General features: G+C 40.4%; 8 protein-coding genes. All 8 read right to left on the reverse strand.

Going from position 1 to position 14,213, the window contains the following annotated elements:
* Positions 1-8: 8 nt before the first annotated feature.
* Positions 9-1,844: a glycoside hydrolase family 2 protein gene (locus ACOV1Q_RS00185; protein WP_424492413.1), complete on the reverse strand. Its 1,836-nt coding sequence runs from the start codon at positions 1,842-1,844 to the stop codon at positions 9-11.
* A 118-nt stretch (positions 1,845-1,962) separates the two neighbouring features.
* Positions 1,963-3,072: an ROK family protein gene (locus ACOV1Q_RS00190; RefSeq protein WP_424492414.1), complete on the reverse strand. Its 1,110-nt coding sequence runs from the start codon at positions 3,070-3,072 to the stop codon at positions 1,963-1,965.
* A 148-nt stretch (positions 3,073-3,220) separates the two neighbouring features.
* Entirely contained in the window at positions 3,221-5,422 is a 2,202-nt protein-coding gene (locus ACOV1Q_RS00195; RefSeq protein WP_424492415.1) for a GH92 family glycosyl hydrolase, read from the reverse strand.
* A 63-nt stretch (positions 5,423-5,485) separates the two neighbouring features.
* Positions 5,486-6,910 (reverse strand): glycoside hydrolase family 125 protein, encoded by a 1,425-nt coding sequence (locus tag ACOV1Q_RS00200; RefSeq protein ID WP_424492416.1) that lies wholly within the window; start codon positions 6,908-6,910, stop codon positions 5,486-5,488.
* Positions 6,911-6,940: 30 nt separating this feature from the next.
* Positions 6,941-8,113, reverse strand: coding sequence for a glycoside hydrolase family 76 protein (locus ACOV1Q_RS00205; RefSeq protein WP_424492417.1), 1,173 nt, complete (start codon positions 8,111-8,113; stop codon positions 6,941-6,943).
* Between the two features lie 58 nt (positions 8,114-8,171).
* Positions 8,172-9,299, reverse strand: a complete 1,128-nt coding sequence (locus tag ACOV1Q_RS00210; protein ID WP_424492418.1) for a SusE domain-containing protein — start codon at positions 9,297-9,299, stop codon at positions 8,172-8,174.
* A gap of 33 nt (positions 9,300-9,332) precedes the next feature.
* On the reverse strand, positions 9,333-10,952 hold the full coding sequence (locus ACOV1Q_RS00215; RefSeq protein WP_424492419.1) for a RagB/SusD family nutrient uptake outer membrane protein: 1,620 nt from the start codon (positions 10,950-10,952) through the stop codon (positions 9,333-9,335).
* Positions 10,953-10,962: 10 nt separating this feature from the next.
* Positions 10,963-14,085, reverse strand: a complete 3,123-nt coding sequence (locus tag ACOV1Q_RS00220) for a SusC/RagA family TonB-linked outer membrane protein (protein ID WP_424492420.1) — start codon at positions 14,083-14,085, stop codon at positions 10,963-10,965.
* Positions 14,086-14,213 lie beyond the last annotated feature (128 nt).

The raw sequence follows: 14,213 nt of genomic DNA on the forward strand, positions 1-14,213 counted from the left end.
TGCACTTTTTATTCTGCATCGTCATGAATTGCATTGATAACTTCAAGATTTGCTTCTCTTATCCGTTCAACATTCATCTTATCCTCCTTTCGGTCGTAGGTCATTAAACCATTAACCTCTCCTTCAACATCTGTGGTCTGGGTATAAACCGCTGCTGAAAAGCCTCTTTTTGCAAGTTTCTCCAGAGTATTGGTATATTCTATATACTTATCTGTCACTTCTTCAGAATTGTTGAACTGCACATATCCCCAGTTCTTTTCCGGCTGCCACAAGTGACCCTTTAGAGGCAGACCAATTCCGCCATATTCTCCCAATACGGTCACTCTTTGTGCATCGTACAGGTAAAGTTCGGGCCCGGGATAATTGTGAAGATCAAGTATATCACCGGTTTGAAAATGATTACCTCCACTTGCAGAATTGACAAGCCGGGAAGGATCATATTGTTTTGTCCATTCGGTAATTTCTTCAGTTTTGAACTGGCCCCACGCCTCATTAAAGGGAACCCACACTACAATGCTTGGGTAAGAATGAAGATAATCCATAATTTCTTTCCATTCTTTCCTATAAATCTGCTCTGAATTATTACTTCGCTGCAATTCATTCCCGTCAAAGTATTTTCTCATTTGCCAGATAGGTTGTTCATCACCATTAGGCATATCTTGCCACACCAGAATTCCAATTTCATCACAGTGGGTGTACCATCTCGCAGGCTCTACCTTTACGTGCTTTCGGATCATGTTAAAACCCCACTCCTTTGTTTTAATAATGTCATATTTTAAAGCCTCATCTGTTGGAGCTGTATAAAGCCCATCTGGCCACCAACCTTGATCGAGAGGACCAAAATGGAAGTAATCTTTATTGTTCAGCTGCATCCTCACCACTCCGTTTTCGTCCCTGCTGGTAGAGATTTTACGCATGGCAAAATATGTTTTTACCTCGTCTAAAATCTTTCCGTCACTAATTAACCGCACAACGGTTCTATATAAATAGGGTGACTCCGGAGACCAAAGCTTAGGGTTATCTAATTGGATTTCTACTTCCTGTCCCATTGCTGTTCTCACCTTCTTCAATTCCCTGCCGTTATCTAAAATGACAACTTCCACTAAATCTCCATAGTTGACCTTCGATATTTCAGGCTTCAGTTTAATGGTATTTCTATCTATATCTGGTGTGAATTTTAAATGTTCAAACCTTTTTTCAGACACAGGTTCTATCCACACCGTTTGCCAAATACCTGTCACCGGAGTATACCATATCCCTTCAGGATCTTTTACCTGTTTTCCACGCGGTTGCGGCCCCTCATTGGATGGATCCCAAACCCTAACAGTTAGGTTTTGGCCACCTGTCTTCAGGAAAGGAGTGATATCAAATGAAAAAGGTGCATATCCACCAGAGTGTGAGCCTATTTTTACGTCATTAAGCCATATATCTGCTTTCCAGTCTACAGCACCAAAATTTAAGATGACATTTTTGCGCTTCCAGCTGGAAGGAACATCAAAAGTTGTTTCATACCACAGTTCGTTTGAGGAACCAACGTTTTCCATAACTCCGGAAAGACTGGATTCTACCGGAAAAGGAACCAGAATTTTTCCATCATTTTTTTCAGGTTTTGATTCCCCTAATGGCCTAATGCTGTAATTCCATAATCCATTTAGATTCTTCCAGTCTTTGCGTTCCATTATGGGGCGAGGATATTCTTGTAAAACGTTATCAGGGTCTATTTCTGCAGCCCATTCAGTTTTAATTTTCTCACCTGCAGGAGCCCACTGGCCAATTAATTTGTAATGGTTAAAGAACGTGGTAATCACGAAAAACAAAATAATCTTCACTTTACAATTTGCCATAATATTGCTTTTAAATTTAAATCTCTGGTTCTTGAATGCTAAATTGAATTCGTTAAATCCCCTTTTTGGCGCACTAGCAAACTTGTAAAACCCAAGATAGACTGTTCTATTCCTCAAATTAAACCCTCGCCATTTTGTTTAAATGGGCTAATGCCACAGCATAAGCACCAAAACATATTGCCCTACTGGTTCCCAGGGTGGAAATTCCAATTGGAATTGCTTTTTCATCGGAATACTGAACTTCTTTATCGACAAAAGGAACCTTTATTTTTTTTGATTTAAAGTTTAAAAATTCCTCATAGGAATGGGAATCCTCCAGATTATAAACTTTAGAGACCAGTCTTGGCATTTTTTCTCCCGCATAATTCTCAATCTTTCCGTTTAAATGATCTACGATTTTTGGTATCAGGAATTCGGAGGCTCCGGCCATTCCTCCTCCTATCACCACTGGTCCGTCAATAAGAGTGATTGCGTTTGCCAAAGATTCTCCTATAATAATCGCCATTTCCTCAAATGCAGAAACAGCAGCAGCCTGATTCCCCTTTCTTTTGCCAGATGCAAATTCGTAAATTTCCTTTGGGGAATAGGAAGCGCTATCTTTCGAAAACTTTTTATACAGTCGTTGGATCCCTCTAATACTAATTCCTTCTTCCGCTATTAACCGGGGTTCTCTATAATTTCGCATAAGCCACATCTCACCGGCTGCCGAATTGTCTCCCTTACATATTGCACCATTAACGACCACTCCTCCTCCAAAGCCAGTTCCCAGTGTTATCCCAATTAAATTTTTGTAGGTCTTACCTGCATTTTTCTTGTTCAGGACCGCATTTACTTTGGGCAAAAATCCGGAAACAGCCTCTCCATATGTAAAAAGATCACCATCGTTATTAATAACGGTAGGAAGCTGAAAGATACCTTCCAGCATTGGGCCAAGAGCAACACCTCCACGGAATGATCCAAAATTAGGCAGGTCTCCAATTATTCCATTCTCATAATCAGCCGGGCCTGGAAAAGCAAAACTAATAGCTACCGGCTCTTGAGAGAGTTGATTTTTTATAGAAGTAAAACCATCTATTATCGTTTGTAGGCACAACTCAAGATTTGAAGGACTCGAATTTAAAATAATTGGCGGTACAATCTCTTCTCCCCCCTGTAAGGCTGAAAAAACAAAATTAGTACCTCCCGCGTCTAAGGTCATTACAATCCTTCTATCTTTATATATATTCATTACACTTTCAACATCTTTTATTTCCTGCTGTTAGATATTGCTTATCAAATCAGAAGGATAAATTTGTGTAAAACCAACTGGTATTCTACATTTTTAGAACATCTTTCCAAAGTGCATAAGATGTTTTTAAAATTTTACGGATTAGCTTTTAATTTTTATCTGTGACTAATTCAATTTTCCCACCGTTGATAAAAAGATCGTGAGGCACAAAGTAACCATCAATAGGTTGACCGTCTACTTGTATTTCACGCAGTTTTCTACCGGAATTGGGGTTGGTTATAACCAACTGCTTACTACCGGGAATGTTCCATTTAACCTCTTCAAAGATAGGCACTGTTACTATGTACTCATCATCGGCCGGTGAAAAAGAATATAGACCGGTAGCTGCCATGACATACCAGGAAGACATTTCTCCCGCATCATCCATTCCTGAAAGTGCCAACCCTTCTTCACCTATTCCGTAGTAATTCTCCAAGATATTATCAATGATCTCCTGAGATTTCTCTGGTTTGTTTATGAAATAATAAGAAAAAGGCGCTTCATGTCCTGGTTGATTTCCGTGGGAATATTGCCCTATAAAGCTGGAAACATTTCTTGCAATATGATTAGGGTTCCACGGCACGGTAAAAAGGGAATCCAGCTTCTTTTCAAAATTTTCTTCACCCCCGTAGAGCTTAATCAATCCAGTCATATCGTGGGGAACAAAAAAAGAAACCTGCCACGCATTGGCTTCTCTGAACATGTATTCATAATAGGGGTACTCTGAATCAAAAGGGCTTATCCAATCACCATTTTCGAGTCTACCGCGCATGAAGTTAGTAGAACTGTCAAAAACATTTTTATAATTACCTGATCTCTTCATTAAATCCTCATAATGCTGTGTATCTCCAAGCTCCTTTGCCAATAATGCAAGAGAATAATCGTCATAAGCATATTCCAGCGTTTTAGAAACACCTGCATTTCCTTTAGTCTCCACTTCCGGATTTTTTACATTAGGATCTGAAATATAGCCTTTATCAATATATTCCAGGATATGCGCTCTGGGTCCTTCCTCCTTATAAGCATTGTTCAAAAGTAATTCGTAAGCTTTTTCAACATCATATCCTCTCAACCCTCTTTTATAAGCACCCGAAATGAAAGGTGCAGCATGATCTCCATGGAAGAAATTAGGAATAAAACCTGTTTTTTCACCTTTTTCTATGAGAGATTTTATAACATCTCTGGTCACATCCGGAGAAACAATTGTCAACAGTACAAGCTTGTTCCTGTAAGTATCCCAAAATGAAGGATCTGTATAATAATTGAAATCTGCAGAGACCACGTCTCCGTTAACATCGGTAAATTCACCATTGACGTCACTCCTCAATGCCGGCCATAAAAAACTGCGATAGAAGGATGTATAAAACATTTCGTTTTGTTTTTCATTACCACCACTAACCTCAACGCTAGATAATAGAGTTTCCCAGGTTTCATTTGCTCTATTTCGAATTTCCTCGAAAGACGCCGTTCCTATTTCCTGTTCCAGGTTTTCTGCCGCATTCTCTGTACTAACATAGGAGAGACCGATTTTCATAAGCACCTCTTCGGAACCATCTTGTAAATAAACCATGGCATAACCGTCTCTTTCTCCCTGCTCGGTCACTTCAAAGTCTTCTATTACTGTATTGAGTTTAGCGACGAAATGAATTCTATCTCTTCCGACTCGCTGGTAGCCTCTGATTTCATTATTGCCATGGGTGGTGATCTCCCAATCGGAAACCCGATTGTTTGCTTTTCCTAAATCAAAAAGAATTTTCCTGTTTTTTTTATCCTCATAATTATATTCATGAATACCTGCTCTTAAGGTAGATGTTAGCCTTACCTTCACCTTGAAATCTTCAAGAAAGACTTCATAGAACCCGGGGGAAGCCTTTTCCGTATCATGAGAAAAAGTGGATTTAAAGGGATTTGAAGCCTCTCCGGAAACAGGTAAAACAGGAATATTCACCAAATTCCAATGGCCTTTGTTTGTATGTGCAAAGGCCAGAATCTCTTCATCTTCATATTCATATCCAGCACCGGAACCATATTCCGTAATAGGGCTGAGTTGCACCATAGCGTTTGGTAATGATGAACCTGGAAAAGTAAGACCCGCCCAAACCCGCCATCCTTCTGGAGGCGTATATCCAATCTTGTCGGGATCAGTAAGAGGTGCCGTACCAATAAAAGGATTCACCCATTTGGTGAATTTATTCTGGGAATTTGCTATCGAGCTATCCTCTGTTCTTTTCTTGGTCTTACAAGAAAAAACTAAAAGTAAAATTCCCAGAATGAGGAGTTTGTACGGAATGTTCTTAAGCTGTAGGACCATTATTTTACATATTAATTTTAAGTACTTACAATAATTTAAGTTCAAAAAAGCATTTTGGAGACCTTAAACTAATAAATGAGGCCTTTCCTGATATGTCTTCCATAAGAATTCTCCAAATAGGGTATTTGCCCATGCAAACCAGGATCTTGTGAAATTCTCAGGGTCATTTTTATGGAAGGTTTCATGCATAAAACCTGTGCCGGCATGAGTCGATTTTAAAGCTTGTATACATTGCTTTATTTCCTCATCATCCTTACTTGTCAAACCTTTCATAGTTATAGACATAGGCCAAACCATATCCATTCCTACATGAGGCCCGCCAATACCCTCTGCTGCCGTTCCCTTGAAGAAAAATGGATTATCCAGGGACCAAATAAAATCTCTTGTATTTCTGTAAACGGGATCTCCATCTTTAATAGCATCAAGATAAGGCAAGGATAAAAGGCTGGGAACGTTTGCATCATCCATCATTAATTTGTTACCAAATCCATCAATTTCAAATGCATAAACTTTTCCATACTTTTGATGCTCTACAACAGCATGTTCTTTTAATGCGTCCTGAACTTCTCTCTTTAATTCGTTTAGCTGGCTTGCGGTGGTGGAATCACCTGCAATTTCTTGCATCATTTCAGCAGCCTGTTCAAGGCTGACTACAGCAAAGAAATTAGACGGTATTAAGAATGAGAATACTGTAGCATCATCACTCGGTCTAAATGCCGAGCAGATAAGGCCAACAGGATTGACAGGATACCCATACCCATGCAGTGCCCTCGTATCTGTTGCCTTAGGCGTTTCCCTCTGAAAAGAATATTCGCCACGATCTTCCTTCTTTTGTTGATCTCTAAAAACTTTGAGAATATTCTTTACTGCTTTCTGCCATTCTTCATTAAAAGGAGACGTATCACCTGTTGTTTTCCAATAATTATATCCCAATCGAATAGGATAGCAAAGAGAATCTATTTCCCACTTCCGTTCATGAACTCCCGGTTCCATATCTGTAAGGTCAGAGAACCATTCACCTTTTTTATTCGGATCGTCATAAAATGCATTTGCATATGGATCTTTAAGTATGTAAGCGGTCTGCCGATTAATTACTCCGGCTATTAATTTCTTCAACTTTTCATCCTTATCTACAAATGCCATATAGGGCCAAACCTGAGCAGAACTATCTCTAAGCCACATAGCATCTATATCACCCGTGATCACGTAAGTATCTGGTCTTCCATTTTTTTCAGTATAGGTAACAGTCGTGTCGAGAGTGTTAGGAAAACAGTTGTTAAATATCCAACTCAACTCTCCATCTTTAACTTTTGACTGAAATTCTTTAATAGCATCTTCAATGGCCCTGCTTTCAAAGTTTCTCTGACCTTCAGAAGGTCTTACCACTGGGAATTTTCGCAGGCCGGGACCTGCGGCAACAGAAAAAGGGTTCATCATCAGCATTCCGCCGAATAATGCTGTATTTTGTATAAATTTTCTTCTCTGCATGATAAATTGTTTCTTTATTAATGTAGCTTTTTATTGTTCAAAATAACCTTGTTCATCCAGTAGAGCGGCAGCTTCCATAAGCATTAAACCACTTAACTGAGTAGTAAGATCGGTTCTTGATTCAGGTGCATTTCTCCAATCAGGTCCCGCGAGCATTCCGGGCCTGCTAAGGCTATTCTCATAAAATGTCTCGGCATTAAACTCCATGAAATCCACAAAATCTTCCCTGTCACTTTCAGGTATGTCTGGTTCAAGAATCAGCTGGGTAAAATATCTTACCAAAATACCTTTAAAAAGGCCTCCATCTCCCTGTCCTTCACTTTTTAGAACACCTTCCGTCGTTAATTCTGAACTCGTCATAAGGGAACGTGCAGTTTTTAAGGCATCATTCAGGTATTGCTCCTCCCCCGTTATATTGTAAAGCTTGAGACCCGCACCTATCCATGTTCCGGCATTATAGGTGAAAATCCAGTCCTTATTTACTACAGCTTCACCATTTTCGAGGCTTACACCATCCCATACGAGTCCGGTTACGGGATCTACGAGGTTGTTTTTTTGCCACTCATATATCTTTTTTGCCCATTCCAGATCTTCCGGATTTTGAGTTGCTTCATACAACCTTGTCCCCAGAATGACCGCTGGGCCATTGGAAACAGCATTTTTTTGGAATGGAGTATTCTTCTTCCATGTAATTCCTCCTCCAAGAACTTCATCGCTCCAGCTTAGCCGGATTTCATCCCATAAATATTCTGCAACTTCAAGATATTCATCATCACCAGTGGCATTATAAGCGCGCATACTTGAATTACCGAGCCACAGCATATCATCATTAAAAACATTTTGATATGACCCTCCATTTCTTATTTCTATGCCCCTTACCAAAGATTTCATTCTATCGAGATAAGCACCGTCATCGGTTCTCAGGTAAGCATCCACTAAAACGTGTAGTACATGAGCATTCGGCCAGTAGTGAAATGTACTGTTCCCGGTGTTATCCTGCACAAAGACCCCTTCAGATCCTAAATACGTGCCGTAAGTGGCATCCTGCATTGAATCGGCCGTAGCCGCCCAGTCGATAGCAATTTCTTCTTCTGTTTGCTGCGGATCTCTTAATGGCACCAAATCATCATTCGTGCAGGAAGCTGGAAGAATGACAGATAGTAACACCATTAATCTTCCAACAGTGATTGAACTTTTTTTCATAATTATTATAATTTAAAATCCCTTGGAAAGATCCAGGGGGATTACTGCAAATCTTGTCTTACTCGACTACTGTTACACGGTGGGTGTACTCTGGCACCTCAGCATTGAAAATGACTTCAACATCAACAGTACTCATATCTACCTCATCAGCAAACTTAAAGCTGTTATTCCAGCGGTCATTCGTAACCGGAACCATATGCCAGTAAGAGGCAGGGCTATCGGCATTCGGTCTCTGGTTATCTCCATTAGTGCTACCATACCATTCTTCCTGAGTTTCTCCGCCATTAACAACAGTAAACATAAATTTATAGCGCTCATCTCGCCCCCAGTCTTCCTGTCTGAACTCTACCTCCTGATCTTCGGCCATCCAGGTACCATTACCAACATAAGGAAGGTCAAACATAAACTCTTCATTAGGAGCAAACCAAAGTTGCAGATTTTGAATTTCGATCATTTCTGCATTACCATCGCTGAAATCTACCCGAATACGATAAACCTTTTCCTCACCTGTGTAGGCTGCTGTACCATTAATTTTTAATTTATCATCTTCAATATAATATGTTTCAGGTGTTCCGGAAGTTCTGGTGACAAACTGATATTCTCCTTCAGACAAGGAAGTGTAAACCTCATAAGTATTTGCACCTGTTTTCTTCATTGGAATGGCATTTCCTAAGTCATCACCTGCTTCAGTTGCTGAGCCGACCAAAAAGAGTTCATCAGGAGTTGGGAATCCTCCGGGGCGTTCTACTTCAATAGTTCTGTAAATCCCCGATTCCTGTACATTTATTCCTTTAGATGACCAAACTGTCCATTGAAGTCTTCCGGTACTTTGAGATTCAATCCCGGCCATTCCTGCAATTTGATTAAGTGTTGAAAAGGGTAAATTAAGTGTACGTTGCATACCTCGTCCATCTGAAGGTAAAACGTATACTGGGTCTGAGAAATCGCCTCCTTCAACATCAAATACCACATCATATAGCACTACGCCGTTGTCCTCTGCTTTTGCTGCCTGCCATTCAAAGACAGCAGAACTCTGTGCACCCAGATTGTAAAAAATATTGTCCTGGGGTGAATAAAGGCTTTCTACCTGAGAAACCTCATTGTTGGAAAGAGAATCATCCTCTTCACATCCCACTAAAAACACAGCAAGGGCTAAAAATATTAACTGGCTAATAACTTTTTTCATAATTTCCGATTTTTTGTTAAAACTTTTTCCCCGTTACCAATTCGGGTTCTGGGTTAAATTATCATTAATGAGTCGCTCATCTCTGGGAATTGGCCACAGGTAATGCCTGCTTGGATCGAAAGTCCTTTGGCTAACCTGCAGGTAAGTATTATTTGGACCAAACCTGGCACCACGCACCCAACCATTTAACACATCTTCCGCAATTTCCCATCGTCTGATATCAAAAATGCGAAGACCCTCCATAGCTAATTCAATCCTTCTTTCATTTCTTATAAGGTCTCTCAATTCTTCCTGACCGAGGGAAGAAGGATAGTCAAGGGCCGCGGGATCTGTGAATCCGGCACGTTCTCTAATTGGGCGAATGGTCATATTCCAGGTGCTTTCGTCAAACTCTCCTAACTCCATTTTTGCTTCGGCGTGCATCAACAGCACATCAGCATATCGAAGTAGTATTAAATTTAAACCGGATGCCAGTCCTGACTGATGTTCCGGATCAAAGTATTTCCTGAGGTAGTATCCTGTAGAAGTAGCAGACGATCCCGGTGCGTATTCATCCAGAGGTTCATCTGGATCTGAACCCGGTTCAATATAAATCGTGTGAGTGCTACCGTCAGGGTTTTCCCATTCATAGCCATGATATACCACTGTAGCCTCCAGCCTGGGATCTCTGTTTTCATAAGGATTCTCTTCATCGTATCCGGAACCAGCTTCAGAGATCATTTGACCGCTTGCTGTCAAATAACTGTCTACCAAATCTTGTGTTGGAGCCATTGCATTTAATCTGGCACCGGCAGATAATGGCGCCAAATCAAAGAATTCGCCCCAGGTTCTTAATTCGGGGACATATTGAATGCTAAAGATACCTTCCTGATTGTATTCATTTTCTGGAAGGAATAATCCCTCATAAGAAGGAAATAACCCATAGCTGCCATAAGCACCACCGTTAATAAGTTTTTCTGTTTCCTGAATTACTCCACTCCAGTTTCCTTCGTAAAGTTGCACTCTGGCTTTTAAAGCAACAGCCGCACCACTGGTAATTCTACCACGTTCAGCGGCTGGAAGTTCAGTATTAGCCGGTAACACTTCTGCTGCATGATCCAATTCAGACAAGATAAAAGAAAGTACCTCTTCTCTTGGAGTACGGGTGATTGTCTGCGCTTCTTCTATACTAATATCGGAATCAAGCAAAGGAATATCTCCGAACCAGGTCATTAACATGAAATGTTGAAAAGCTCTTATGAATCGTGCTTCTGCTTTCATTCTATTTAGAGTCTCTTCAGGTAAATCTGGCACTCTATCGATATTTTCCAGCAGAATATTGGTAGATTTTATACCAGCATAACGATCACTCCATTCCTGGCTTATTCTGGCTAAAGAAGCATCATAAGTTCCGGCCGCCAATGAGGCCGCGCCGGCGGCATCTCCCCTACCCATGTAAGCATTGTCTGAGGCTGCTTCATTATAAAAGAAATGGCTGCTACTGTACATCTGAGAATATGCGGTGTTAAGAAGACTTTGTGCCTTATCTTCACTCGTCCAGTAATTCGCATCAGTGAACTGATCTTCCGGCGCCAGATCAAGATCCAGCTTTTCACATCCTGACAAAGACAGAACGGCCATTATAAAAAAAGTAACTTTATATATTTTTTTCATTTCGCAAATTTTAAAATGTTATGTCTAATCCTAACCCATAGTAAACCATCGTTGGATATGCTCTTGCACTATTTGCCCCTCCAACGCCAAGACTGCTGTTAAATTCGGATAATTCTGGGTCCACAAATTTCACTTTTGAAAACGTCAACAGGTTCTGCCCTGTTAGATAAGTCCTAAATTTACGCATCCCTAGCTTTTCTGAAACATTGGACGGTAAAGTATATCCCAACTGGATATTTTTCAACCTTAAATAAGCCCCATCATATAAATACTGGTCAGATCCTCTTCTGTAGTTATTGGTGTTAGACTGAGTTCCGTTGTCAGCAAGTCGGGGATAACGTGCATCCGTATTTTGTGGCGTCCAGTAGTCTAGCTGGTGGTCATACATAGTCATACCGTAGTTATAATGAAACGGCTCTACCAATTCCCCGCGGATCATCATAGTTCGTTTTCCCACTCCCTGCAGGAAAACATTCAGGTCAAAGCCTTTTACATTCACGTTATAAGTCAACCCATAATTGAACCTCGGAAAAGGACTTCCGAAGATTACTTTATCATCATCATCAATTACACCATCTTCATTAACATCTACATACCGGTTATCACCTGGCTGAACCGAGAGACCAACAGGTACTGCGGCACCTTCAATTTCCTCAAGACTCTGAAAATAACCATCTTTTTTCAGCCCTACGTAAGACTGGTACGCATGACCTTCACGAAGCAGCACCTGTAGTTCCTCAACTCCTATGAGTCGCTCTTCTCCCTGGAAATCCAGGACTTTATTCCTGGAATCACCTACATTTACCGATAGGGCGTGAGTGAACAAATCACCATAGTTATAATATGTGGCGCTAAATTCCCAACCCCGGCTTCCAACTTTTCCAGCATTAAAATCAGGCAAATCGGCACCATACACTCCTGGCACTGCGGGTGGAACAAGAATGTCTGAAGTCACTTTATCGAAGTAGTCGAAGGAGACCGATAATTGACGGTCAAAGAATTCAGCATCCACACCCACATTAAGAGTTGCCGCTGTTTCCCACTGTATATCAGGATTAGCATAGTTATAACCTGTTCCACCTACCCCAGCATTGTTAAATCCATAGGCATTTTGAAAAGTAAAATAGGTGGTTTGATATTGAAAATCGCCAACGTTCTGGTTTCCAAGAAGACCATAGGAAGCCCTGAATTTTAAGCTCCCCATATTCTCCCTGTAGTTGGTCATGAAATCTTCCTGTGATATCATATATCCAAGGTTTACAGAAGGAAAGAACCCCCAACGAAGATCTTTTCTAAATCTAGACGAACCATCATAGCGAAAATTGAACTCTGCAATATATTTCTCGTCATAGGAATAAGCGACACGTCCAAATATGGAATTAAGCGCATTCTGGGAAGAACCCAGGTTAGAATTATAAGTATTATCAGTATTTTCATCAATTTCAGAATCAGTAATAGGGGTTCCAAGATCTGGGTCTGTATACCTCATGAATAATCCTACACCTCTCTGCTCATAACTTTCATTTGAAACTCCTAAAAGGACGTTTACATCATGAACCTCATCAAATATATTAGAGTATTCAGCCAGTAGTTGTGAATTTAAAGACAACCCTTTACTGGTTACATCATTCGTCGTGTTTTCATCTCCAAATACCCCCTGAGGATAAAAGTCTACCCTTGTTGTTCTCTGAAACATAGAATTAGCAAATAACCTTCCACCAAAAATTCCTCTTAATGAAAATTCATCTGTAATAGCTAATTCTGCAGTTAGGCTTCCGAAGATATCATCATTGTCATATCTGCGGAACCCGCCCTCTTCCAATATCCCTAACGGATTGAATTGTTGAAGCACATCATTGGTTAGATACCGCCCTTCTTCATCTATTTGTCTGTAATACAACGGAACACGGTTAGCATCTGCCATTAATGTTCCTGTGTTCGAAGCATGATCTTTTATTCTTTGCTTGGTATAAGCCAGTGTAGAGGTAAGTTTAAACCTTCCATATTCATTAATCAAGTTTATCCTGTAATTGTACCTCTGCATCCCTTTATCGGGCCCTACGAAATTGCTTTCCTGGTCAAAGTACCCCACTGAAACACGGTAGGAGGAGTTTTCATTACCTCCAGAAACTGAAATGTTATGGTTTTGCTGAATTGCATCTTGTACTATTTCATCGGCGAACCACTCCTCATCTCCATTTTCATAGAACTGGCGAATTTGTTCTGGCGTAAAAACCGCTGATCCGAGGTTTGAATTATAAGCCGATTCATTTCGTAAAATGGCATTTTCGTAACCTGATACTGGTTCAGCAAAATACTTAGGGTGATTGATTCCCATTATTCCATTGTACTCCACATTCATGGGACGGTTCTTATTTCCTTTCTTTGTAGTAATAAGAACCACCCCATTGTTGGCCCTCGATCCATAAATTGCTGCACTACCTGCATCTTTTAAAACCGATACACTTTCTATGTCTGCCGGATTTAGCCTATTAATATCTCCTCCAACAATTCCATCAATTACAACTAAGGGACTGTTGTTTCCGAGTGTACTAATCCCTCTAATATTCATATTTATTCCTGCACCAGGCTCTGAATTGGTTTGTTGAATGGTCAAACTGGGAGAGGTTCCCTGCAATGCCTGAGTCACATTTGACACCGGTCTTCCTTCAAGTGCTTCAGAAGAAACCTGATCAACTGCTGATACTACTCGAGACCTGCGCTGAGTACCATACCCTACAACAACAACTTCATCCAGGGCTTGTTGATCTTCAGCCAGTTCGACATTTATCACAGTTTCACCATCAACTTCTCTTTCAATAGTGTTCATACCCAGGTAAGAGAAAACCAGTACGGCATTCCCCGAACTAACTTCAATGCTGTACTCCCCATCAAAGTCTGTCATAACCCCGTTTGTAGTACCTTTTTCCAGGATATTTACTCCCGGAAGAGGAATTCCCGCCGTATTCGTTACATTACCCTCTATTAATACTGGATCTTGTTGATATGCAAAACTGCTCACGGTTCCTAAAAGAAAAAAGGCAGCGCTCAACAGGAATGATTCCACCAGAAATTTATGCCCGGCACGAAAACGTTTTCCTTTTAATTTTTGAAAGAATAATAAATTTCCCATCCAACTACTTTTAAATTGTTTAACAGAACATTAATGAAGAACTAAACTACTAAAACGTTTTAGGAAAACAAACAAAAATGAATTTTTTTTATTTGTTATTTTCAAACCTTCAATATTACCCCTTAATA

The sequence above is a fragment of the Salinimicrobium maris genome, assembly GCF_049680855.1.
Classification (GTDB): Bacteria; Bacteroidota; Bacteroidia; order Flavobacteriales; family Flavobacteriaceae; genus Salinimicrobium.